Consider the following 23,501-nt stretch of genomic DNA (forward strand, 5'->3'; position numbering starts at 1 on the left):
CATCGGGCAATGCTAAACCATGCCCAAGTTTCGAATGGTTCTAAACTGAGTTCTAGAAAAGCTGAGCGGCTTCGTCAAGTCAAACTCGACAGCCCGGTTTCGAACCTGAACACATTGACCGGAGTACCGATGCCCGAAGTCATTTTCAACGGCCCAGCCGGCCGCCTGGAAGGACGCTACCAGCCGTCCAAGGAAAAGAGCGCACCGATCGCCATCATCCTGCACCCGCATCCGCAGTTCGGCGGCACGATGAACAACCAGATCGTCTACCAGCTCTTCTACATGTTCCAGAAGCGCGGTTTCACGACACTCCGCTTCAACTTCCGTTCGATCGGCCGCAGCCAGGGCGAATTCGACCACGGCGCCGGCGAACTGTCGGATGCCGCGTCCGCGCTCGACTGGGTGCAGAGCCTGCATCCGGATTCCAAGAGCTGTTGGGTCGCCGGTTATTCCTTCGGCGCCTGGATCGGCATGCAGCTTCTGATGCGCCGCCCGGAAATCGAAGGTTTCATGTCGATCGCGCCGCAGCCGAACATTTATGACTTCTCGTTCCTGGCGCCCTGCCCGTCGTCCGGTTTGATCATCAACGGCGATTCGGACAAGGTCTCGCCGGAGAAGGACGTCAACGCGCTGGTGGAAAAGCTGAAGACCCAGAAGGGTATTCTGATCACCCACAAGGTCGTCGAAGAGGCCAACCATTTCTTCAACGGCAAGGTCGATACGCTGCTCGGCGAATGCGAAGATTATCTCGACCGCCGTCTCAACGGCGAACTGGTGCCGGAACCGGCTGCCAAGCGCATCCGCTGAGCGGATCGCAACAGAGCTACAAAACAGACGGCCGCCTCTCGGGCGGCCGTTTTCGTTTCCGGAATATAGTCAGATCAATCGGGGATCAGGCGGCCACGCTACGCGCTTGCTGCACACAATCCCGGCCGCCACGCTTGGCGTCATAAAGCGCCGCATCGGCCTGACGCAGGGCGATTTCCAGACTGCCCCTCGCCCCCAAAATGGCAACGCCGAAACTGGCCGTGACGACGAACCCGCCCGGCAGCCCAGGAACCATCATTTTTCGCGCGCCGATCCTCAGTGTTTCAGCAACCGCGACGGCAACCGTCGGCGACGTGTCGGGCAGAAATACTGCAAATTCCTCGCCGCCAATTCGGCCGACGATTGCATTGGCCCCGGCCTGCGCGGAAATCATCGTTCCGAAGGCCGTGATCACCATATCGCCGGCATGATGGCCGTAAGTGTCGTTGATCGACTTAAAACGGTCGAGATCGCAGAGAATGACGGCATGTTGCCGCTCGCCGCTCTTACGGATCGCCAGCCTCACCGCCGTCTCGAAACCTCTGCGATTGGCAAGACCGGAAAGGCTGTCGCGCTCCGCACGCCCGCGTTCGACGGCCATGATATCCAGTGTCAGCACGGCGAGCAGCATGAGACCGACGGAAACGATCAGCACGGCCGTGATGCCCTGCGATATGACGGCATAATCGGTCGAGACGTAAGCGCTTGCGGATGCCCCACGCTCCATCACCGCGGCAAGTGCAGCTTTCACGAAGAAATGCAGGCCGCTCAACAGAAGGACGATGGCCAGAGCCCGGTCTATCGGCGTTCTGCGGTCGGACAGGAAAACGTTGGCGGCGGCGGCAAAGGTTACCAGCGCATAAGGGCCTTGATAGAGGAAACCGTAGCCCCACCAGGATAGCGGGATATCGCGGATCAGGAGATAGATCACCGTGCCGGCGATGAAGGTCGCGACAGCCACCCAGTTTGGAAAACGTCTGTCGTAAAGAAGAGCAATGCCCCTGTGCAGCAAAACCAGACCGGCGAGAACCGTGTCATAGGCAATAATCGCCCAGAACTCGGGATTGCCCGCATAGGCGACTGCCAGTTCGGCCGGCATCGTCAGCGATGCGATGAACAGGCCGGCAGAGAAAAGCAGAGCTGCCGAACGCCAGCGGCTATAGATGGATACAACTGCGAATACGGCGCTAAAACATAGGCCGATGAAGAGGTTCACCACCAAAAAGAACGCGGCAGCAGACATGGAAGATCAAATAAACCCGATAAATTAAATGGCATGGGAGACTGCGAGCGGTACTCTATGGCCGTCGCGAGAACAAAATATTAAAACCCGTTAGCGATTGATCGCTCGGTTAACACGCTGCAAACCGGGCGACGGAAAAGTCATCAATCCCGGAGGCTCTCCGGCATGTGCCTGGTCACTTGATCGGCCGCAGATGGACATGCCTGACATGCGGATCCTGGTTCGCCTGCCGCACGCAGTTGCGGCCGCTGCGCTTGGCCTCATAAAGCGCCATATCCGCCTGCCGGAACATCTGCTCGGATTGATCCGGTGCCGTCAGATGCGCGACACCGAAGCTGCCGGTGACGTTCAAGGACGGTATGCCCGCAACGGACATCGTCATCGTCCCTGCCCTCAGCGCCTGCGCAAACAATGCTGCCACTTCGACCGTGGTTTTCGGCAGAAAGACTGCAAACTCCTCGCCGCCGATCCGGCCAAGGATCGCGCCTGATGGCGCGCTCGAGCGCAAGAGAGCACCAAAACTCTCGATCACCGCATCGCCGCCGTGATGGCCAAAGGTATCGTTGATACGCTTGAAATGGTCGAGATCGCAGAGAACGACGGCATGCGGATAGGAGGACGCCGCCGCGATCGCCGCCTTGACACCCCGCTCGAAACCACGGCGATTGGCAATGCCTGAAAGAGCATCCATTTCCGAAGCGCTGCGCTCGTCCGCCATGATCTCAAGAACAAGGACCGAGAGCAGCGTCAGGCCAACCGAGACCATCAGCACCGCCGTCGCGCTCTGGGAAATCAGCGCGTAATTGGTATGGACATAGTCACGCGCAATCGAGCCGGCTCCGACCAGAACGGCAAGACCCGCCTTGGCGAAGAAATGCAGCCCCGTCACCAGAAGCAGGACAAAAAGGCCGCGATCGATGGGCAATCGGCGCGCGGAGAACAGCACGACCACTGAGCTCGCCAGAATGACCAGCGCAAACGGTGTCTGATAGGCAAAGGCCTGCAGCGGTGTTCCACGCTGCAGCGGATAGATCAGAATGCACTCGATGGCGCTTGCCAGGAAAAAGCCACCGATGAGAAGCCAGGGGATCGGCCTGCCGTAAAGCCGGCAGATACCGACGAGCAGCAGCAACATGCCGCCGAGAACCGTCAGAAAAGCACCGACCGCCCAGACCATCTGGTAATCGGCATAAGCGATCAGGAGTTCGCAGAGCGCGGACAGGGAAGCAATACCAAAGCCGGCCGCAAACCAGCGGGCAGCCGCGCGCGACAGGCTGCGCGTCGAGACGACCGCGAACACGGCGCTGAAACAGATGGCGACGATGAAATTCACCGCCAGAAAAAAGACCGCTCCGTTCATGAAACCATCAATATGCAGAAATGAAATGTCGCTATTCAGGCCGTACATTAGAGCCCGCGCGGAAATGAAAGATTAAACCTCTATGGGCCGCCTGATAATTGCTAGATCTGCTAGGGTCCAGCGCTTCCCCACAGATGATCGCCGGCATGCATCAAACCCATCTGCTTTTTTGAAGTGATTCCGCTCGGAAACGGTGCTAGATCCCGGCTCCCATAACTGAAACACATCCACAGAGTAGAGAGATGTCCAGGTTCAAGTCCGATTTCCTTCGCACGCTCGACGAGCGCGGCTTCATTCACCAGATCTCCGACGAGGCAGGTCTCGACGAACTGTTCGCCAAGGAAACCGTGACCGCCTATATCGGCTATGACCCGACGGCCCCTTCCCTACATGCCGGCAGCCTGATCCAGATCATGATGCTGCACTGGATGCAGGCGACCGGTCACCGGCCGATCTCGCTGATGGGCGGCGGCACCGGTATGGTCGGCGATCCGTCCTTCAAAGACGATGCCCGTCAGCTGATGACGATCGACACGATCGAGAGCAATATCGCCTCCATCAAGCGCGTCTTCGCCAATTACCTGACCTATGGCGAAGGTCCGAAGGACGCGCTGATGATCAACAATGCCGACTGGCTGCGCGGCCTCAACTATCTCGAATTCCTGCGCGATGTCGGCCGTCATTTCTCTGTCAACCGGATGCTGTCCTTCGACAGCGTCAAGACGCGCCTCGACCGCGAGCAGTCGCTGTCCTTCCTCGAATTCAACTACATGATCCTGCAGGCCTACGATTTCGTGGAGCTCAACAAGCGCTACGACGTGCGGCTGCAGATGGGCGGCTCGGACCAGTGGGGCAATATCGTCAACGGCATCGACCTCGGTCACCGGATGGGGACACCGCAGCTCTACGCACTGACCTCGCCGCTCCTGACCACGTCCTCGGGCGCCAAGATGGGCAAGTCGGCCAATGGCGCAGTCTGGCTCAACCCGGACATGCTGTCGGCCTATGATTTCTGGCAGTACTGGCGCAATACCGAGGATGCAGACGTGTCGCGCTTCCTGAAGCTCTACACCACGCTGCCGATGGACGAGATCGCCCGGCTTTCGGCACTGGGTGGTGCTGAGATCAACGAGGTGAAGAAGATCCTCGCGACGGAGATCACCGCCATCCTGCACGGCCGCACGGCTGCCGAGGAAGCGGCGGAGACCGCCCGCAAGACGTTCGAGGAGGGCGCGCTTGCCGACAACCTGCCGTCGATCGAAGTGCCGACCGCAGAGCTGGAAGCGGGCATCGGCCTGCTGGCGCTGATCGTCAAGGCCGGCCTTGCCGCCTCGAACGGCGAAGCCCGCCGGCATGTGCAGGGCGGCGCGGTGCGCATCAACGACGTCGCCATCTCCGACGAGCGCAAGCTGATCGGCACCGGCGAAGTCACCGGTGATGGCGTGATCAAGCTGTCGCTCGGCAAGAAGAAGCACATTCTGGTGCGCCCGGCCTGAGCCGGACAATCTACCAGAGAAACAGATCAAGAGGCCGCCTTCGGGCGGCCTTTTCCGTTACTGGAATTCGAAAATCTGGCGGAAGACGCCGGGCGCGATCAGCGACAGCGGATTAATCGAAAGCTTTGGCTTGTCGAAGGACCCTTCGAGCTTGAACGTGATGCCGAGCAGGCCGCGGTCACGTCCGTTTCCGAGAATGTTGCCGATCAAGGGTAGCTCGCCGAAGAGACGGTTGAGGCCGTAGGCGGGCATGAACGTGCCGGTCATTTCCATATTGCCGCGGGCATCGCGCAGCATGCCCTGGAAGGTCGCGCCGATCTGTTCGCCGCGCACGACGCCATTGCCGACCGAAAGCGCGCCGTCCTTGTAGGCGATGGAAGCAAAGCCGCGCTGGAATTTTGCGGCGCTGACGTCGATATTCTTCTTCACCGCCGCATTCAGGCTCTCGCCTTCCTTGCCGACCGGTGTCGAGACGAGGGACTGGAGCCTCTGGTCATCGACCAGCGAGAAGCTGCGGATATCGAGCGATCCAACCCAGTCCGACCCTTGAGCCTTGAGCCGCAGATTGAGCAGGCCGCCGCGCATATTGTTGTAGAGATTGGCGAAACGGATAAAAGCACCGGCATCGCCGCTGGTGATCGAGATCGTCGAGCCCTTGCTCATTTCGCTGACGACCGCCTGGCCACTGCCGCTGACGGCAGAGAGATCAGCCGTGGTGAAACTGCCGTCACGCAGGGAAATCAGGGCCGTCACGTTGGACAGGTTTTCGTCGTTGAAGCCGACAAGACGATCAAGCTTGGCACGCAGCGTCGCACCGCCGGAATCCTGCGATTTGCCCTTGTCACCGGAGGAATTGCTGTCTGAACGCAGCTTAGTGATGATCGGCCTTATATCCGCGGAGGCGCCACCGATGCTGATGTCATAGATGCCCTTGGAACGCTTGATCGCCACGCTGAAATTATCGGAGGGCGACAGGCGGGCATTGGAGAATTCCGCCGACGACAGAGAACCGCCCGACAGGGTGACATTGCCCTTGGCGCCGAAACCGTCACCGTCCAGCTGGAAATTGTGCAGCTCCGTGCGCTGCTCGCCCTCGCCCGTCAGCTCGAACTGCGCCTTGGCAGGAACGCCATTGCCCTTGGTCCAGCCGATCCACGGAATGGACAAAGCCGACTTGGTCAGGTCGAGGCTGACACCCTGGCGTGCGTCATCCAGCTTCGTCAATTCGACACCGACACTGCCCTGCACGATATCCGACAGGCCCGGCACCAGCTTTTCCCGCTGGTCGTCGTTGAGCACGGCCTTGATCACCTGCTCACGCTTGACGGGCGATGCCGAATCGACCGGCTGGACCAGCATGATATCGGCCGGCACATCGTCGATCGTGCCCTTGCCGTTCAGGCGCGCCGCCTGCGGATCGACGTCGAGCGTTCCGTTGACATTGGCGATCCTGCGACCGGACATCGGTGTCGCCAGCGCCACGTCGGACAGGTTCACATGGGCATTCCAGGATGGTTTCGGCGGGTTCTGGTCCTTGATCAGGCCCATGCGTGCCTTGACGTCCACGGTCGCATTGCCGGTGAAATCGGCGGGCTTGAAATCCGTCCCCTTGAGGCCATTGATCGGCTGGAAACTCGCGAGTTCCGTCACGGCATCGGCCGAACCGCTAAGCTTCAACGCGATCTCGGCCATCAGCGGTTTTGCATAGGTGTTGGGAATGGAAAAACGCCCGCCATCGACCGAAACCGAACGGCCTGACGGGAAGAAGGAGCCGGCCTTGGTGATATCCACCTGCATGGCTTCGCCTTTGAGGTCGAAATGACCGAAGACATCGCGCAGCGGCGGAACGTCGCCGGGAAGGTTCACGCGCCCGTCGGCCAGATCGAAACTGACACGCAACTCGTTCTTGTTGAGGTTGAGTGGCTGGCCCGGCCCCTTCATACGTCCGGCGGGGATGAAGACACCGATCGTTGCATTGGTAAGCGTGCCGCCGAACATGTTCTGCATCACCCAGTCACGCGGCTTGCGGGCCATCCAGAACGGCCAGAGCTGCTTGACGCCGGTCAGCTGCATTTGCGGTAACTGGGCACCGAAGGAGATTTCCGGAGACTGATCGCCAAACCGGATTTTCAGCGCGCCGGCCATGCGGCCGAGCGGGCTTGATACGGCCATTTCGTCGAATTGCAGTTCGCGGTCGGCCGACAGGTAACGGCCGACGCCTTTCAGATCGAATTTGGCCGGCTGCTCGCCATTCGTTGCGCCGGCCGCCGTGCCGCCGCTGACAAGGAGGTCAAGGCCGAAACCGGGACGCTTGTCATTGGCATCAAGCCGGCTGAGGTCGATAACGCCACCGGTGAGCGGCAGGATGGTCGGGCCGAATCGGGCTTCGGACTTGAGGATCTCGATCGAGTTCTTGGTAAAGTCGTAGGCGATGTTGATATTGGCGCCGCTGAACGTCTGTTCGATGCCATCGAAGAAGAAGCGCCCGGGTGACTGGTTCAGCACGGCCGAGATCACGGGTTTAACGGTCTCGCGGGAACGGACGGCCGAAAGCTGCAGGTCGAGCGAACTGTCCAGTCCTTCGCGCGGCTGCCCGTCAGGGTCGCGCTGCAGCAGGAAGGTGGCGACATCCAGTCCCGAAAGCCGTGCCGACAGCGAGCTGGTGACGCCGTCCACCGTCTTCGATCCGGCAGCGAGAACCGCTCGCTTGCCATTGAGACTGACCGAGCCATTGACCGCAACCTCGCCGTCTTCGCTTCTGGCAAGATCGAGCTCGTTGATCACGAGGCTCAGCGGTTGGCGTCCCGGGGCGGCCGGCAGAAGGATCTCGATGCCGGCGATCTTGACCGAGGCCGTTCCCGTGCGTTCGATCAGGCCACGCGCTTCGTCGAAACGCTGAAACGCCTGCTCCAAAAGGGCCGGCGCGGCATCGACCCTGACCTGCGAGAGCGGCATCGGATCGCCGGATGGCAATTGCGCGGTGTCGAGGCGGATGCCCTGCGCTTCGATATTGCTGATCTCGACGCGGCCGGAGAGAAGCGCCAGCGGCCCGACGGCCATGCGCAGGGCCGCGGCATGGCTCAGATGCTCGCCGCTTGCCTGCTCGATAATATCGACGTCTCGTGCCTCGATCGCGAGTCGAAACCCCGAATCAAACCGGATGACGGTCGAGCCGACGGTCGCGACATAACGCGGGCCGATCGCGGCATTGAGAGCGGACTGGGCACGCGTCGACAGCGCGCCATCGACGATGCCGCCTTCGATGGCGACGACGGCGCTGCCGATCGCTGCGAGAACCAGCATCAGGAAAAGAACGCAGGTTTTGCCGATACGCCGCGATCGCGAGCGGCGCGGTGGCGGGCAATGCACGATGATGGGATCCTCCACCTGCGCGGAGGGGAGATCATGCAAAGGCACGATATCCTTTCGGCTGAATCTGAGCCTTTCGCCGCGAATTTCCGCCATCAGGCTGAGAACATCCTTTTCATGCGCATACCAATCTGGACGTCGCGCGCGCCAATATATACCGATTGCGTCGACATTCTCTCAAGATACCGGCGAAAGAAAGGAAAACCATGACTGATTTGGCGATCGGCGACATTGCCCCCAGTTTCGATATTCCGCGCGACGGCGGCGGCTCGGTCAAGCTCGGCGATTTTGCCGGCAAGACCGTCGTCCTCTATTTCTATCCGAAGGACGACACGCCGGCCTGCACGACGGAAGCGGTGACGTTTTCGGCGCTTCTGCCGGAATTCGAGAAGGCCGGTGCAGTGGTGATCGGCGTTTCCCCCGACCCGGTCCGCAAGCATGACAAGTTCGCCCAGAAACATAGTCTTTCGATCATTCTCGGATCGGACGAGGATACGGCTCTTGCCCAGGCCTATGGCGTCTGGAAGGAAAAGAGCATGTATGGAAAGACCTATATGGGCGTTGAGCGCAGCACGTTCCTGATCGATTCGAAGGAGCAGATTGCCGAGATCTGGGCGAAGGTGAAGGTTGCCGGCCATGCCGAGGCCGTGCTCGAAAGCGCACGAAACCTCTCCCAATAAGCCGGCGAAACAAGAGGCAGGAAGACCATGGCGGACGGACCGAAGATCACATCCTTGCGAGGCGGCGCGACGCTTGCGATCTCGTCCGCCGATCTCGATGTGAAAACGTCCGTGGCGCAGGAGACGGCGACTCGCTGGTTCGAGCGCCGCCTTTCGCTGCGCTCACCGCTCGACCCTGCCCTGCCCTTGCGCCCAGGCCGGCCGGACAAGCCGGAACTGGTGCCGCCGAAGGCAGTCGGCAAGCGGTCGCTGCATACCAAACCCGGCCGCATTGCCCTCCTCCACGCGATCGCCCATATCGAACTCAATGCCGTCGATCTGGCACTCGATATCGTTGCGCGCTTTGCCACCGAACCGGTGCCGGCTTCCTTTTTCGATGGCTGGATGACCGTCGCCTTCGAGGAGGCCAAGCATTTTCGCATGGTGCGCGACAGGCTACGAGATCTGGGCGCCGACTACGGCGACCTGCCGGCCCATGACGGCCTCTGGCAGGCCGCTCATTCCACCCGCAACGATCTGACTGCCCGCCTTGCCGTCGTGCCGCTTATCCTCGAGGCGCGCGGTCTCGACGTCACGCCTTCCCTGCAGGCAAAGATGCGCGAGACGGGCGACATGGAAAGCGCAGTCGTACTGGACGTCATCTACAATGATGAAAAGGGGCATGTGGCAATCGGCGCCAAATGGTTCCGCTTTCTCTGCGCCCGGGAGCGCAAGGATCCGGCAAGAACGTTTCAGGAGCTTGTTCGCGCCAATTTCCGCGGCTCGTTGAAGCCGCCCTTCAACGATGTGGCGCGCGCCGAAGCCGGCCTGACGCCGTCCTTTTACCGCTCATTGACGGCCACAAGCAGCGGCTGAACGTCTATTCGCTAACAGGTTATTAACCATAAAGCGCTCTATTGCTCCGACAGGATATCAGCATCCGACGAGTCGCATTTCCAGGAGCAAAAGGTGGCGAACGGAACGGCAAGCCCCGTCTTTGGCAGACGCGCCCCACAGAGCGTGCTCATCCTCGCGAGCGGCGACAAGATCCGCCATATGTCCATCCGCCCGTGGATGGCAGCAGCCGGCCTCTGCACGATCGGCCTTCTGGTTATCGGCTACCTCGCAGCCACCACCTATCTCGTGATCCGCGACGATCTGATCGGCGCGACCATGGCGCGTCAGGCGCGCATGCAGCATGAATACGAGGACCGGATTTCCGGCCTGCGCGCCCAGCTCGATCGCATCACCTCCCGCCAGCTTCTCGACCAGCAGGTCGTCGAGCAGAAGGTGGAAAAGCTGATGGAGCAGCAAGACGCGCTGTTTTCACGGCACGGCAAGCTGAATTCGCTACTCAATCGGGCCGAAGAATCGGGCCTCACCTCATCTCAGATGCCGGCCGCGATCGGCGACGGCGGAAAACAGGCGCCGGCCAGTGACAGCCTCGGCGCCATCGGCAAGATGATCGATAACTCGACGGCTTCGGTATCTGCGCCAGCCAATGAGCAGATCGGTTCGCTTGCCCATACGGCCTTGCGTGAAAACCTCGCAGATCGCGCCGACCGGGTGTTTTCGAAGGTGACGCTGTCGCTCAAAAATATCGAGAAACAGCAGATCGCCAAGATCACCGATCTGACGGCCGGCGCATCGGAGACGGCTGATGCGATCACCTCGATCCTGCGCCGCACCGGCGTCGATGTTGCCGCCGCCTCGGCCGAGCACTCACAGGGCAAATCCCTTGCCATGCAGGAAGGCGGCATTGGCGGCCCCTTCGTCGAGCCGCAGCTCTTTTCGGCCCCTTTCGATAACTCCCTCAACAACCTCGATGCGGCACTAAGCCGGCTTGAGAGCGTGCGGGAGACGGCGCGCGACCTGCCGTTTTCCAACCCCATTCCCGGCCACGGCGTCACCAGCCAGTTCGGCAACCGGATGGATCCGTTTCTCGGCCGCCTTGCCCTGCATTCCGGCATCGATTTCCAGGCTGATGTCGGCGACGACGTGAAGAGCACCGGCGCCGGCAAGGTGATCGCCGCCGGGCCTGCTGCCGGCTATGGAAACATGGTCGAGGTGGACCATGGCCAGGGCATCACCACCCGTTACGGCCACATGTCGCGCATCCTCGTCAGGGTGGGCGATACGGTCGCTGCCGGCGACGTTGTCGGACGTGCAGGATCGACCGGCCGCTCCACCGGTCCGCATGTGCATTACGAGGTCCGGCGCGATGGCGAACCTGTCGATCCGATCCATTTCCTCAATGCCGGCATGAAGCTTACCACCTACCTCAACTGACCGCTGCAAAGGCTTATTTCCAGCCAATGCAAGAATTGCCCCTGCCGGGATCGACTTTCATTCACCAGTTTCGGTGCAATGCACCCCGTTTCCTTGACTTTGCGGCGTTTTAATCCTATGTCGCGGGCCAGCCGGTCTGCCTGCATTCCAAGGCGCCGGTTTTCTTCCTCGCAATGGAACGGAAACTGAATTTCCTTTGACCACATTTGCTGATCTTGGCTTGAGCCAGAAAGTCCTTTCCGCCGTCACAGACGCCGGCTACACAACTCCCACGCCGATCCAGGCCGGAGCGATCCCGCATGCCCTGCAGCGCCGCGATATTTGCGGCATCGCGCAGACCGGCACGGGCAAGACCGCCTCCTTCGTGTTGCCGATGCTGACGCTCCTGGAAAAGGGCCGAGCGCGTGCGCGCATGCCGCGCACCCTCATCCTCGAGCCGACCCGCGAGCTGGCAGCACAGGTCGCCGAGAATTTCGAGAAATACGGCAAGAATCACAAGCTCAACGTCGCGCTTCTAATCGGCGGCGTTTCCTTCGACGAACAGGACCGCAAGCTTGAGCGCGGCGCCGACGTTCTGATCTGCACGCCCGGCCGCCTGCTCGACCATTGCGAACGCGGCAAGCTGCTGATGACCGGCGTGGAAATCCTCGTTATCGACGAAGCCGACCGCATGCTGGACATGGGCTTCATCCCGGATATCGAACGGATCGCCAAGATGATCCCGTTCACCCGCCAGACGCTGTTCTTCTCGGCCACCATGCCGCCGGAAATCCAGAAGCTGGCCGATCGCTTCCTGCAGAACCCGGAACGTGTCGAAGTCGCAAAGCCGTCCTCGACCGCCAAGACCGTGACGCAGCGCCTGGTCGCCGCTCACAACAAGGATTACGAGAAGCGCGCCGTGCTGCGCGATCTCATCAAGGCGCAGGAAGACCTCAAGAACGCCATCATCTTCTGCAACCGCAAGAAGGATGTCGCCGACCTGTTCCGCTCGCTGGAACGCCACGGCTTCTCGGTCGGCGCCCTGCATGGCGACATGGACCAGCGCTCGCGAACGACGATGCTTGCCAACTTCAAGGACGGCAATATCAAGCTGCTCGTCGCATCCGACGTCGCCGCCCGCGGCCTCGACATTCCCGATGTCAGCCACGTCTTCAATTTCGACGTGCCGATCCATGCGGAAGACTATGTCCACCGCATCGGCCGTACCGGCCGCGCCGGCCGTTCGGGCCGTGCCTTCACGATCGTGACCCGCGCCGATACGAAATTCCTCGATGCCATCGAAAAGCTGATCAACGAGAAGATCGAGTGGGAAAACGGCGACATTGCCGCCCTGCCCGCTCCGATGGAGAGCCATGACAACGAACGCGGTAGCCGCAAGGGCCGTGATCGTGATAGGGACCGCGGCCGCCGCGGTGATCGTGGCGATTCGGCTCGTGAATCCGGTCGTGATTCCGGTCGGAAGTCTGACATGAAGATCGCAGATAATCAGAGCGAAGCCGTTGAAGAGGCCTTCGTCGAAACAAGGGTGGAAAACGTGAGACCGGAACGCAAGGCAGACAGGAAGCCGCAGAACAATGGTGGCAACCGCAATGCACGGCCGAACCCGTCGCCCGCAAACGACGACAGAAGCGACCGTCGCCAGCGTTACCACCGCGATCACGATGATGGCCCGACCCCGGTCGGCTTCGGCGATGACATTCCGGCATTCATGCTGATCGTCGCCAATACCGCAGTCAAGGCCTGACCCTGTCAGGCCTTCCCGGCATCGATTTCCCCGGCCTTGGTACAGGGCTCGTCATTCTGCGCGATGACGGCAAGGTATTGCTGTACCGCCGGATGAAGGCGCCGGAAGCCGAGCACTGGAATATCGTCGGCGGTAAGATCGACCATTTCGAACATTCCGCCGATGCTGCCCGCCGCGAGGCGGAAGAAGAGACCGGCCTTTCGATCGGCCATATCGATTTCCTCTGCATTGCCGAGGAAATGGTCGAGGCCGACCGGCAGCACTGGGTTTCCCTGATCTACGTCACCCGCGACTATAGCGGCGAACCGCAGCTGACCGAGCCGGACAAGCTTTCGGACATGGGCTGGTTCGACCTTGACGACCTGCCGCAGCCCCTCTCGATCTTTTCAAAGACCGCTTTCCGTCATCTGACGCGCTGATCGCGCGATTTCTCCACTATTTCCAGGATTTCAAAAGCAAAGAGCCGCTGCGGTTTCCCGTAGCGGCTCGACTTAATGAAATGATTTTTTGGATATGTTTGGATGTCAATCTGCCGTTGCCGGCAAGCCTTCATCCCCCAATACACAGCAAATATACAACCGGTATCCCTGCCCAATCAATATGCGAAATCTTGTACTGCCTTGCGATTTTGCAAAACTGACACAATTACGCTTTCGCGCCCGATTTAACCTCTGCGCGCAGCGCCGCCTCATAAGCGAGCCTGACCCATTTTCGCATCTCGTCGGGATCGTCGAAAGCCTCTTCCGGCACAGACCAATAGGGCATCAATACCGGTTTGCCCTTCTTGCCTTCATAGAACCAGCGTCGGGCGCCGGCCGCTTCCAGCTCGGGTGCAGAGACGGCATCGCCCTTCAGCATGATCTCGTCGCGCAGGTCGATCGCTACAATCAGGCCGCGGTGATAGATGCCCTTGCCGCCGAACATGCGGCGGATGGAAACCGGGCCGAGCCCCTCGAACATTTCCTCAATGGCTTCATTGTCCATAAGACACCCCTATCCCCGCAATATGCCGCCGGCCGCCATGACAGCCTCCGGCGTGTCGACATCAAGATGCGCGGCTGCACCGATATCGATATCGACGACCGGCAGGCCGCAGGTCTCGATGATGGCACGCGCGCCGACATCGCCTTCCAGCTGCCGGACGGCCTCATAAACCGCGCGCGGCAAAATGATCGGGTTGCCACGCTTGCCGTTCGATACCGAGCGCACGACAACATTGCCACCGGCCTCGCGGAATGCAGCGATCAGGGTATCGATATTTTCCGCCGTTACGCCCGGCATATCCGCCAGCATGACGAGGATGCCATCTCTGTCCTTGAGTTCTAAACTGGAAAAACCTGTGACCAGGGAGCTTGCCATGCCTGACGCATAGTCCGGATTGCTGCGCATCACCAGATCGAGGTCAGAGAGAGCAGCCTCGATCTCTTCCCGCCGATGGCCGGTTACCGCGACGACAGGCGTGACGGCCGAGCGAAGCAGCATCTGCGCGGTGCGACGAACGAGCGGCACACCATCGAATTCGGCGAGCAGCTTGTGCGGCCCATCCTTGCCCATCCGCCTTGCCTGGCCAGCAGCCAGCATCAATGCGCCGACCGACAGGGCAGCCTTTCTCTCCACGGCGGTTTCGCGCGGCAGCGGCCTTGCGGGAATTTCCATCAACAATCCTCCGACACCCATGCCGGTCAAATCGAAAGCCGTCGGCGTCTCGTCGGCCATCAGGCGGTGCAGGACCCAGTCGAAACCGTTTTCCTTCGGCGAGCGGGCACAGCCCGGCGCGCCGATTACCGGCACATCACCGATCCGACCCAGCACGATGAGATTGCCCGGATCGACCGGCATGCCGACCTGCTCCACCTCGCCGCCTGCCCGTCTTATCGCATCCGGAATGACATCGTCCGCATCGGCAACAGCCGAGGCGCCAAAGACAATATACATTGCCGGCTCACGATCTCGACCCTTGCCAAGTGTTTGTAAACTCTCGGTGAGGCAATCCGAATCATGCGGAATGCGGATTTCTTTCGTTAGCCGGCTACCGGATAATGCCAGCCGCCGCTCCAGAAGCTTTGCCGTGCGATCCATGACCGAAGCCTTGAGCGCCGGCAATTCGGTGGCAATGAGAACGACGTTTCTCGCTCGAAACGGCTTGACCTCGAAAGCTACCGATCCCGCCAGCAACGCACGTGCAGCCTCGACCTTTTCGCCTGCAACGGCAAGCGGGATGATCTTGATGGTCGCGACCATATCGCCTGCACGGACGGCAACATGATCTGCAAGGCAGGCAAGCGTGATTGCCGGATCGACACGGTTGAGCGCATCGACAACCGTCTTGTCGGCAACAAACAGGCCATCGACACCGGCATAGACATTGACGCGGCCGGTCGTCGCCTCGGAAAACTGCAAGTGATCCGGACCGATGGCACCGGCGACGCGCGACGCAGCCTCATCCTCCAGCAGATCGCCGGGATCGAGGCGAACGGCCGCCACCGATGTTACCCCCTCGCCTGCAAGAGCCGCGATATCGGATTGCGACAGCCGGTGTCCTTTCGACAAGCGCCCTGTCCTCATGCGGACGCTATGGGCAAGCACCGTGCCTTCCGCCGCGTCGAGGTCGAAATTCCCGAATTTCAAGGCGTCACCGCAGAGTGACAAGATCGCGCCGGCGAAATGCCTGCACGATTTCCGCCAGCGTGGCGAGGGCGATTTCCGCGGGACTGGCTGCACCGATATCGAGCCCGATCGGCGCAGCGATGCGACAGATCTCGTCATCGGTCCGGCCCATCTCCTTCAGCCTCTCGACACGTTTTGCATGGGTCTTTCGGCTGCCAAGTGCGCCGACATAAAAACAGCCGGCCTTCAGGGCTTCCGACAGCGGAAAATCGTCGATCTTGGGATCATGGGTGACGGCTGCGACGGCCGTATAGGCATCGAACGGGCGGTCCTTCAAGACGTCCTCTGGCCAATCGGCGATCAGCTCAACACCTTCAAAACGCTCTTCCGTGGCAAAGGCCGTGCGTGGGTCGATAATCGTCAGATCGTAACCGATAACGGGCGCGATACGCGCCAGCGCCTGGGTGATATGCACGGCACCGATCGCGACAATCCTCGGCGGCGGGAGATGAACGTTGAGAAAAACCGGTGCGCCGTCGATCTCGACCGTCGCTGCCTTGCCGCTACGAAAAACCTTGGCGATTTCCTCGCCGAGCGAACCGGAGAGCTCATCGCCCTCGATAACGACTTCCGGCTCGTCGCCCGAGAAACGGGTGACGACGACAGCCGCCTGCCTGGCCCTGCGCGCCTCATTCAGTCTTGCCAACGTATCGAGCAGCATCAGCCGAGCCTTTCCACATAGACGCGGATCTTGCCGCCACAAGAAAGACCGACCCGCCAGGCCGTTTCATCGGCAACGCCGAATTCCAGCATTTTGGGCGCTCCGGAGGTGATGACATCGAGTGCCTCGGTAATCACGGCGCCCTCGACGCAACCACCGGAAACGGATCCCTCGAAATTGCCGTCACCGTCGATGACGAGATGGCTGCCGGCGGGACGTGGTGCAGAACCCCAGGTCTCGACAACGGTTGCGATCGCGACGCCGCGGCCAGCCTGCTTCCAGTTCTGCGCCGTCAATAACGGATCCATGGTCTCACCCAAGGTCATGAGGACACTCCTGTCGGCTGTGTGATCCTGCGGAGCGCAGGCGCGGTGCGGTAAATGATGTTTTGACATGGTCACTCGCCGCGGTGGCGGCAAGATCGGCTGACGATCAAATGAACGGATAAAGCCGAAACTTGCGCCCGCGCGACAAAATGCGCAAGACGAAGCATGCCCTCCCGAAGGCAAGATCCATGGTTTTTGCCGGGAGCATCCGCAAATCGCTTTGACGACCAGCCGCGTCAGGCTAAATGTCGTGTCAAACCGAGGGCTTTCCGAAGGAAAACATGCGTCAGGATCGTTTCGTCATTGCCGGCTTCGTCGCTCTCCTGTCGAGCTGGACGGCGGCATCAGCCGCGACCATCGGTGTCGTCGCACCGAAAGCCGGCGCCTATTCGGTTCTTGGTGCGCAGATTTTTGCAGGCGCAAAACTTGCAGCCCAGGCTGCGGGCGACAAGGTGGTCGAGGTTGATGAAAGCTGCGACGAAACCGGTGGGTCGGCGGCGGCAAAGGCTCTGGTCGATGCCAAGGTGGATATTGCCATCGGCTTTCTCTGCGTCGAGACCCTGACGACGGCATTGCCGCCGATGAAAGCCGCCAATATTCCGGCCATCTCGATTTCCGTGCGCTCGAAGATCCTGATGGAAGATACGCTGCGCAATGGCTGGCCGTTTTTCCGTATGGCGCCCGCCGAGGGCGCGGAAGCAGACAAGCTGGCGCAGGTAATCCTTGCCGACTGGAAGGCCGAGCCGATAGCCTTCGTGGAGGACGGCACGATCTACGGGCGGGATCTCGCAAGCGCCATCCGGCAGAAGCTCGAGCCCGCCGGCATTACCCCCGTCTTCACCGATACGTTCCGTCCCGGCCAGGAGCAGCAGGTGGCATTGGTGCGCCGTCTTGCAAAAACGGGCGCCACCCATGTTTTCGTCGGCGGCGACCGCAATGATGTCGCGATCATCGCCCGCGATGCGGCATCGGAGAAAGTACCGCTGACGCTGATCGGCGGCGATACGCTGCGCGCCCAGAACCGGCCGGTCTCCCTGCGCGACGGCGTTCTTTCGGTCGCACTTCCCAATTATGCAGCTTTGCCTTCGGCGACAGCCGCTGTCACGGCTCTCAAGGCCGCCAATACCGAGCCGGACGGTTATGCCCTGCCCGCCTATGCGGCGGCCGAAATCGCGCACCAGGCGGTGACATCGTCCACGCGGCCGCTTGCCGATGCGATGATCGGCCGAACGTTTTCGACGGCAATCGGCCCGATCGCCTTCGGTGCGGATCACGAACTCAAGGAAAACCCTTTCCACCTCGTCGAATGGCAGGGATCGGATTTTGTCGAGGTTCATCCCGTCACCGAATAGGCCAGACCGCCGCTTGACGGTTGTTTGCCTGCGAAGGCGATGTTAGAGCCTGCGGACCAACCGGAGATGTTTTTGCCCATGACACTGCCGATCCGTATCGCGCCTTCCGTTCTCGCCGCCGATTTTTCCAAGCTCAGACAGGAAGTCCGCGACGTCGTCGAGGCGGGTGCAGACTGGATCCATCTCGACGTGATGGACGGACATTTCGTACCGAACATTTCCTTCGGGCCTGACGTCATCAAGTCGCTGCGTCCGCATACGACCGCCTTCTTCGACTGCCACCTGATGATTGCGCCGGTCGATCCCTATCTGGAAGCCTTCGCCAAGGCCGGTTGCGACAGCATTACCGTGCATGCCGAAGCCGGCCCGCATCTGCATCGTTCGCTGCAGACGATCCGCTCGCTCGGCAAGAAGGTTGGCGTAACGCTCAATCCGGCAACGCCGCTCTCGGCCATCGAAAACGTGCTCGACGATGTCGACCTGATCCTGATCATGAGCGTCAATCCCGGCTTCGGCGGCCAGAAATTCATTCCGGCGATGGATGACAAGATCCGTGCTGCCAAGGCGCTGATCGGCGCACGACCGATCGAACTCGAAGTCGATGGCGGTATCACGACGGAAACGATCGGCGCCGCGACCGCTGCCGGCTGCAACGTCTTCGTCGCTGGCTCGGCCATCTTCAAGGGCGGTTCCGTCGAGGCCTATCGCCAGAGCATCGAAAAGCTGCGGGCCAACGCGGAAGCAGCCCGGTCATAACTGCTGCGCCCTTCCGGCCTGAACAAGGATTTAACCCCGTCGGCGTCCTGTGACGGCAAATGATTGAGCTTTCGTTCGTCAATTGCTAAAGCGACGCCAACACGCGATTGAGAAAGACGAAGACCCATGATCCCCCGTTATTCCCGGCCCGAAATGGTTGCCATCTGGTCGCCCGAGACCAAGTTCCGCATCTGGTTCGAAATCGAAGCCCATGCCTGCGACGCGCTGGCCGCAATCGGCGTCATTCCGAAATCGGCTGCCGAGACGATCTGGGAAAAGGGCGGACAGGCCGTTTTCGACGTCGCCCGCATCGACGAGATCGAGGCCGTCACCAAGCATGACGTCATCGCCTTCCTGACGCATCTGGCCGAATTCGTCGGCCCGGACAGCCGTTTCGTCCACCAGGGCATGACCTCTTCCGACGTGCTCGACACCTGCCTCAACGTGCAGCTCGTGCGCGCCACCGACATCCTGTTGGCCGATCTCGACCGGCTGCTGGAAGCGCTGAAAAAACGCGCCTTCGAACACAAGGACACGGTCCGTATCGGCCGCAGCCACGGCATTCATGCCGAGCCGACGACGATGGGCCTCACCTTCGCCCGTTTCTATGCTGAAATGGACCGCAACAAGACCCGCCTGCTGGAAGCGCGTGAAGAGATCGCGACCTGCGCGATCTCCGGCGCCGTCGGCACGTTTGCCAATATCGACCCGCGCGTCGAAGAGCATGTTGCCGCCGCTCTCGGTCTGAAGCCCGAGCCGGTCTCGACCCAGGTCATTCCGCGCGACCGTCACGCCATGTATTTCGCCATCCTCGGCGTCATCGCCTCATCGATCGAAAACGTCGCGATCGAAATCCGCCACATGCAGCGCACCGAGGTTCTGGAAGCGGAAGAATTCTTCTCGCCGGGCCAGAAGGGCTCTTCGGCCATGCCGCACAAGCGCAATCCGGTCCTGACCGAAAACCTGACCGGCCTTTCGCGCCTCGTGCGCATGTCGGTGGTTCCGGCAATGGAAAACGTTGCTCTCTGGCATGAGCGCGACATCAGCCATTCGAGCGTCGAGCGCGCCATCGGCCCGGACACGACGGTCACCCTCGACTTCGCGCTGAACCGGCTTGCCGGCGTTGTCGAGAAGCTGGTGATCTACCCAGAAAACATGCTGAAGAACATGAACAAGTTCAAAGGCCTTGTCATGAGCCAGCGTGTTCTCCTGGCCCTCACCCAGGCCGGTGTTTCGCGCGAGGACAGCTACCGTCTCGTGCAGCGCAATGCCATGAAGGTCTGGGAACAGGGCAAGGACTTCCTCGAAGAACTGCTGGCCGACGAAGAAGTCCGTGCAGCGCTTTCCGAAGAGGAAATCCGCGAAAAGTTCGATCTCGGTTATCACACCAAGCATGTCGACACGATCTTCCGTCGCGTCTTCGGCGAAGCCTGATCTCCTGAACACTTGATAACGACGGCCCGGAAACCCAGATAGCGCGCATGAAAGCATCAGACGCAGATATTTTGATCGTGCCCGGCTATACCAATTCCGGGCCGCATCACTGGCAGACCCGTTGGGAGCAGAAGCTGACAACGGCACGCCGCGTGGAACAGGCCGAATGGTCGAAACCGGTCAAGGAAGACTGGGTCGCGCGCGTCGCCGAAGAGGTGAATGCAGCAACGAAGCCTGTCGTGCTCGTCGCCCATTCTCTCGGCGTGCCGACGGTTCTGCATGCCGTCCCCTTGTTCAAGAACAAGGTGGCCGGTGCGTTTTTCGTGGCACCGCCGGAAGTCGACAATCCTGAAATACGGCCGAAGCACCTGATGACTTTCGGGCCATATCCGCGCGATCCCCTGCCCTTTCCGTCGCTGACGGTCGCAAGTCGCAACGATCCGTTCGGCTCTTACGAACACGCGGATGAAATTGCGTCTGCATGGGGTTCGATGATCGTCGATGCGGGCGAATCCGGGCATATTAATTCCGAGTCCGGCCATGGACCATGGCCGGAAGGCACGATGGTCTTCGCCCAGTTTTTGAGCCGGCTCTGACCTTTCCCTGACGTAACGGCAGCCTTCTCCATCACGTCCCGTGACGTGATGGATTTGAAAGGCAATTTTAAGCTGTACTTAATCCGAAATCTCTAAAATCCCCTTCGGGTATTCTGGAGAATTCGGTATCGATGCCTCTCAATCATGCCACTCGATCGTCCTCTCTCGACGCACCGTCCGGAGAGATCGGCCTGCTTGCCGCAGTCTATGAGGCCGTACCATTTCCGCTGGCAGCACTGGATGCGCGCGGCGTCATCGTTGTCGCCAACGGAAGCTTTCGACAGGAATGGCTGGGTGACGAACAGGCCGAACCGATAAGCCTCGAAACGAGCGCCCATGAGGCTGACAGGGCGATGGTCGCGATCGAGATCGATCGTGCCTTGCGGTTCTCCGCCAAAAGCCTCGGCGCCTATCGCAACACGATAGAATTCCGAGTTCCGGGCAAAGGCGCCGTCCGCTGGGTCGCAGCGACATTCATCGCTGCGGGCACGACCAAGACAGCGCCGCCCATCACGATCGTGTTTTCTGATGTCACCGGATTGAGACAGCGACTTTCGGAGGTTTCGGAGCGGGAGAGCCGCTGGAACAACGCGTTGATCAGCTCCGAATCCGGCGTCTGGGATCACAACTGGGCAACAGGCCAAAAATACTATTCGCCGACCTGGCGCAAAATCCGAGGCATGTCGGAAGACGATCCGCTGGCCGCCAGCACCCAGGCCTGGCTCGAGCTTCTGCATCCGGAAGATCGTGACCACGTCATCCACTGCATCGAGCGGCAAAATGCCGGCGACCCGGCTTACGCGGTATTTCAATACCGTGAGCGCCATATGCAGGGCCACTGGATCTGGATCGAGTGCCGCGGCGCCTGCATCGAATGGGATGCAAATGGCGTCGCAACCCGCGTGGTCGGCACGGACACCGACATTACCGAACGCAAGGCGGCCGAGGAAGCTGCCGCCAACCTGGCAAGGCGCCTGGAAATGGCGCTCGACATTTCCGGCATCGGCGTTTTCGAAGCCGACTTCGACACGGGCAAGGTCGAGTGGGACGAGCAGATGCGGGAGATCTACCAGATCGGCGACCAGCCGCAGATCGAGGTCGGCGGGCTCTGGGAGACATTCCTGCATCCGGAGGATACCGAACGGGTGCTTGCAAAAGTCCGCGACAATATTTCCGACGACCAGCGGTTCTTCGACCAGTACCGGATCATTCTGGCGGACGGATCGGAACGGGTCATTCGCAGCCGGACCATGCCCTATACGGATGAGCGCGGTCACCAGAAAATGGTCGGCGCCAATTGGGACGTGACGAGCGACGTCACGCTACATCAGGAACTGCAGCGGGCAAAGACGCTGGCAGAAGCCCGCAACCACGAGCTCGAGGCGGCGAGAAGCCGGATCGAGCATAATGCCATGCACGACTACCTCACCGGCCTTCCGAATCGCCGATATCTGGACGACATGCTCGCCCGCGTGACGATGGAGAGCGCCCGTGACGCAAAGGGTGTCGCGATCCTGCATATCGACCTCGACCGGTTCAAGCAGATCAACGACACGCTTGGCCACAATGCCGGCGATGCCATCCTGAAGCATGTCGCGAGAACGCTGAAAGGCACGATCCGCAAGGGCGATTTCGTTGCCAGGATCGGCGGCGATGAATTCGTTATCCTCTCAAGGTTTCAGGGCTCGCCGCGCCGGCTCTCGAACCTGGCGGACCGCATCATCGCCGAGCTTCGCAACCCCGTCTCCTATGAAGGGCATGACTGCCGTTTCGGCGCTAGCATCGGCATCGCATGCCGGAGCGACAAAGGCGTCGATGCCCGGCAGCTGCTGCTGAATGCCGACATCGCCCTCTACCGCGCCAAAAATCTCGGCCGAAATCGTTATGAATTTTTCTCGCCGGAAACCCATGACGAGATGATCAGCGCGAGAAAGGTTTCCGACGAGATCCTGCTTGCAATCGAGCGGCGTGAATTCGTGCCCTTCTATCAGCTGCAATTCGACGCCTCGACACTCGACATCGTCGGCGTCGAGACCTTGGCGCGCTGGAATCATCCGACGCGCGGTATTCTGACACCCGACCATTTCCTGCCTCTGGCGGAGGAGCTGAACGTCGTTTCGACGATCGACACGCTGATCCTCGACGCTGCTCTCGCGGATTTTCGGGAATGGCAGGCACAATCGGTCGGCATCCCGAAGATCTCGGTCAATGTCTCCTATCGGAGACTTCATGATGCGGATCTCGTCAAGACGCTGAAGGCACGCAGGATCAAGCCCGGCACGGTGTCGTTCGAACTGCTCGAATCGATCTTCTTCGACGACTGTGACGATGCCGTCATGAAAAACCTGACACAGCTGAAGAAGCTCGGGATCGATATCGAGATCGATGACTTTGGCACCGGCCATGCCTCGATCATCGGCCTGTTGCGGCTGAGCCCTACGGCGCTCAAGATCGATCGGCAACTCGTGCGCCCCATTTCGCAGTCACAGGAGCAAAGGCGGCTCGTTAGCGCCATCATCGAGATCGCCCGGACACTCGATATCCGCGTTGTCGCCGAAGGCGTCGAGACTGCGGACCATGTCCGGATTTTGCGGGAACTGGGCTGCAACACCCTGCAGGGTTTTGCCCTCGCCCGCCCAAAACCTTGCGATGAGGTCGTCCATTTCGTGACGAATGGCCGCTGGCGTGACCTCGTCGAGAACCTGACGGCAAAGCGCGGCAGGCATGGCTGATCCGCGGCAA

Annotated in this window: 19 protein-coding genes; 12 read left to right on the forward strand and 7 right to left on the reverse strand. The window is 60.6% G+C overall.

What is annotated here, in order from left to right; translation table 11 throughout:
- Positions 1-129: 129 nt before the first annotated feature.
- Positions 130-807 (forward strand): alpha/beta hydrolase, encoded by a 678-nt coding sequence (locus FHW37_RS23680; protein WP_145640861.1) that lies wholly within the window; start codon positions 130-132, stop codon positions 805-807.
- Between the two features lie 85 nt (positions 808-892).
- On the opposite strand, the gene FHW37_RS23685 is transcribed toward FHW37_RS23680, so the two are convergent.
- Together FHW37_RS23685 and FHW37_RS23690 are read right to left on the reverse strand one after the other, a co-directional pair.
- Positions 893-2,050 carry a GGDEF domain-containing protein gene (locus tag FHW37_RS23685; protein ID WP_145640862.1) on the reverse strand — a complete coding sequence of 386 codons (1,158 nt, stop codon included), beginning with the start codon at positions 2,048-2,050 and terminating at the stop codon, positions 893-895.
- Between the two features lie 175 nt (positions 2,051-2,225).
- Positions 2,226-3,410 carry a GGDEF domain-containing protein gene (locus FHW37_RS23690; protein ID WP_145640864.1) on the reverse strand — a complete coding sequence of 395 codons (1,185 nt, stop codon included), beginning with the start codon at positions 3,408-3,410 and terminating at the stop codon, positions 2,226-2,228.
- A gap of 242 nt (positions 3,411-3,652) precedes the next feature.
- Between FHW37_RS23690 and tyrS the strand changes: the two genes are divergently transcribed.
- The gene (gene tyrS, locus FHW37_RS23695; protein WP_145640866.1) at positions 3,653-4,906 is read left to right on the forward strand and encodes a tyrosine--tRNA ligase; all 1,254 of its coding nucleotides are present in this window, start codon (positions 3,653-3,655) and stop codon (positions 4,904-4,906) included.
- 57 nt (positions 4,907-4,963) lie between these two features.
- Here tyrS and FHW37_RS23700 read toward each other — a convergent pair whose 3' ends face one another.
- The gene (locus FHW37_RS23700; protein WP_145640867.1) at positions 4,964-8,371 is read right to left on the reverse strand and encodes a DUF3971 domain-containing protein; all 3,408 of its coding nucleotides are present in this window, start codon (positions 8,369-8,371) and stop codon (positions 4,964-4,966) included.
- Positions 8,372-8,481: 110 nt separating this feature from the next.
- Here FHW37_RS23700 and bcp point away from each other — a divergent pair, with 110 nt between their 5' ends.
- The 5 genes from bcp to FHW37_RS23725 all read left to right on the forward strand — a co-directional run bounded on the left by bcp (position 8,482) and on the right by FHW37_RS23725 (position 13,386).
- Positions 8,482-8,955 carry a thioredoxin-dependent thiol peroxidase gene (gene bcp, locus FHW37_RS23705; protein WP_145640869.1) on the forward strand — a complete coding sequence of 158 codons (474 nt, stop codon included), beginning with the start codon at positions 8,482-8,484 and terminating at the stop codon, positions 8,953-8,955.
- Between the two features lie 27 nt (positions 8,956-8,982).
- Complete coding sequence (locus FHW37_RS23710) at positions 8,983-9,810, forward strand: ferritin-like domain-containing protein (protein ID WP_145640871.1); 828 nt, start codon at positions 8,983-8,985, stop codon at positions 9,808-9,810.
- Positions 9,811-9,903: 93 nt separating this feature from the next.
- Positions 9,904-11,223 (forward strand): M23 family metallopeptidase, encoded by a 1,320-nt coding sequence (locus FHW37_RS23715; RefSeq protein ID WP_246690885.1) that lies wholly within the window; start codon positions 9,904-9,906, stop codon positions 11,221-11,223.
- Between the two features lie 196 nt (positions 11,224-11,419).
- Entirely contained in the window at positions 11,420-12,967 is a 1,548-nt protein-coding gene (locus FHW37_RS23720; protein ID WP_145640872.1) for a DEAD/DEAH box helicase, read from the forward strand.
- A gap of 2 nt (positions 12,968-12,969) precedes the next feature.
- Positions 12,970-13,386 carry an NUDIX domain-containing protein gene (locus FHW37_RS23725; RefSeq protein ID WP_210249315.1) on the forward strand — a complete coding sequence of 139 codons (417 nt, stop codon included), beginning with the start codon at positions 12,970-12,972 and terminating at the stop codon, positions 13,384-13,386.
- Positions 13,387-13,612: 226 nt separating this feature from the next.
- On the opposite strand, the gene FHW37_RS23730 is transcribed toward FHW37_RS23725, so the two are convergent.
- From FHW37_RS23730 to FHW37_RS23745, 4 genes are read right to left on the reverse strand one after another with little or no spacing between them, the layout of a single operon-like run.
- Positions 13,613-13,951 (reverse strand): TfoX/Sxy family protein, encoded by a 339-nt coding sequence (locus tag FHW37_RS23730; RefSeq protein ID WP_145640876.1) that lies wholly within the window; start codon positions 13,949-13,951, stop codon positions 13,613-13,615.
- 9 nt (positions 13,952-13,960) lie between these two features.
- Positions 13,961-15,595, reverse strand: coding sequence for an NTP transferase domain-containing protein (locus FHW37_RS23735; RefSeq protein ID WP_145640877.1), 1,635 nt, complete (start codon positions 15,593-15,595; stop codon positions 13,961-13,963).
- A 4-nt stretch (positions 15,596-15,599) separates the two neighbouring features.
- Positions 15,600-16,295 carry an XdhC family protein gene (locus FHW37_RS23740; RefSeq protein ID WP_145640879.1) on the reverse strand — a complete coding sequence of 232 codons (696 nt, stop codon included), beginning with the start codon at positions 16,293-16,295 and terminating at the stop codon, positions 15,600-15,602.
- Positions 16,295-16,621, reverse strand: coding sequence for an XdhC family protein (locus FHW37_RS23745; RefSeq protein WP_145640881.1), 327 nt, complete (start codon positions 16,619-16,621; stop codon positions 16,295-16,297). The genes FHW37_RS23740 and FHW37_RS23745 overlap by 1 nt, the downstream gene beginning before the upstream one ends.
- Before the next feature lie 281 nt (positions 16,622-16,902).
- Here FHW37_RS23745 and FHW37_RS23750 point away from each other — a divergent pair, with 281 nt between their 5' ends.
- The 5 genes from FHW37_RS23750 (at position 16,903) to FHW37_RS23770 (ending at position 23,491) form a co-directional block, all read left to right on the forward strand.
- Complete coding sequence (locus FHW37_RS23750) at positions 16,903-17,973, forward strand: branched-chain amino acid ABC transporter substrate-binding protein (RefSeq protein WP_145640882.1); 1,071 nt, start codon at positions 16,903-16,905, stop codon at positions 17,971-17,973.
- A 78-nt stretch (positions 17,974-18,051) separates the two neighbouring features.
- On the forward strand, positions 18,052-18,729 hold the full coding sequence (rpe, locus tag FHW37_RS23755) for a ribulose-phosphate 3-epimerase (RefSeq protein ID WP_145640883.1): 678 nt from the start codon (positions 18,052-18,054) through the stop codon (positions 18,727-18,729).
- A gap of 126 nt (positions 18,730-18,855) precedes the next feature.
- On the forward strand, positions 18,856-20,163 hold the full coding sequence (gene purB, locus FHW37_RS23760; protein WP_145640885.1) for an adenylosuccinate lyase: 1,308 nt from the start codon (positions 18,856-18,858) through the stop codon (positions 20,161-20,163).
- A 47-nt stretch (positions 20,164-20,210) separates the two neighbouring features.
- Positions 20,211-20,759, forward strand: a complete 549-nt coding sequence (locus FHW37_RS23765; protein ID WP_145640886.1) for an RBBP9/YdeN family alpha/beta hydrolase — start codon at positions 20,211-20,213, stop codon at positions 20,757-20,759.
- A 131-nt stretch (positions 20,760-20,890) separates the two neighbouring features.
- Positions 20,891-23,491, forward strand: coding sequence for a sensor domain-containing protein (locus tag FHW37_RS23770; RefSeq protein WP_145640888.1), 2,601 nt, complete (start codon positions 20,891-20,893; stop codon positions 23,489-23,491).
- Positions 23,492-23,501 lie beyond the last annotated feature (10 nt).

Origin of the sequence: Neorhizobium alkalisoli, from assembly GCF_007829835.1 — a bacterium.
In the GTDB taxonomy this organism is placed as follows: Bacteria; Pseudomonadota; Alphaproteobacteria; order Rhizobiales; family Rhizobiaceae; genus Neorhizobium.

Coding starts and splice junctions, on each gene's coding strand:
- FHW37_RS23690 (WP_145640864.1), bottom strand. CDS start 3,410: ATGAACGGAGCGGTCTTTTTTCTGGCGGTGAATTTCATCGTCGCCATC.
- FHW37_RS23730 (WP_145640876.1), bottom strand. CDS start 13,951: ATGGACAATGAAGCCATTGAGGAAATGTTCGAGGGGCTCGGCCCGGTT.
- tyrS (WP_145640866.1), top strand. CDS start 3,653: ATGTCCAGGTTCAAGTCCGATTTCCTTCGCACGCTCGACGAGCGCGGC.
- FHW37_RS23740 (WP_145640879.1), bottom strand. CDS start 16,295: ATGCTGCTCGATACGTTGGCAAGACTGAATGAGGCGCGCAGGGCCAGG.
- FHW37_RS23710 (WP_145640871.1), top strand. CDS start 8,983: ATGGCGGACGGACCGAAGATCACATCCTTGCGAGGCGGCGCGACGCTT.
- FHW37_RS23765 (WP_145640886.1), top strand. CDS start 20,211: ATGAAAGCATCAGACGCAGATATTTTGATCGTGCCCGGCTATACCAAT.
- FHW37_RS23700 (WP_145640867.1), bottom strand. CDS start 8,371: ATGGCGGAAATTCGCGGCGAAAGGCTCAGATTCAGCCGAAAGGATATC.
- FHW37_RS23750 (WP_145640882.1), top strand. CDS start 16,903: ATGCGTCAGGATCGTTTCGTCATTGCCGGCTTCGTCGCTCTCCTGTCG.
- rpe (WP_145640883.1), top strand. CDS start 18,052: ATGACACTGCCGATCCGTATCGCGCCTTCCGTTCTCGCCGCCGATTTT.
- FHW37_RS23685 (WP_145640862.1), bottom strand. CDS start 2,050: ATGTCTGCTGCCGCGTTCTTTTTGGTGGTGAACCTCTTCATCGGCCTA.
- FHW37_RS23680 (WP_145640861.1), top strand. CDS start 130: ATGCCCGAAGTCATTTTCAACGGCCCAGCCGGCCGCCTGGAAGGACGC.
- FHW37_RS23745 (WP_145640881.1), bottom strand. CDS start 16,621: ATGACCTTGGGTGAGACCATGGATCCGTTATTGACGGCGCAGAACTGG.
- FHW37_RS23770 (WP_145640888.1), top strand. CDS start 20,891: ATGCCTCTCAATCATGCCACTCGATCGTCCTCTCTCGACGCACCGTCC.
- bcp (WP_145640869.1), top strand. CDS start 8,482: ATGACTGATTTGGCGATCGGCGACATTGCCCCCAGTTTCGATATTCCG.
- purB (WP_145640885.1), top strand. CDS start 18,856: ATGATCCCCCGTTATTCCCGGCCCGAAATGGTTGCCATCTGGTCGCCC.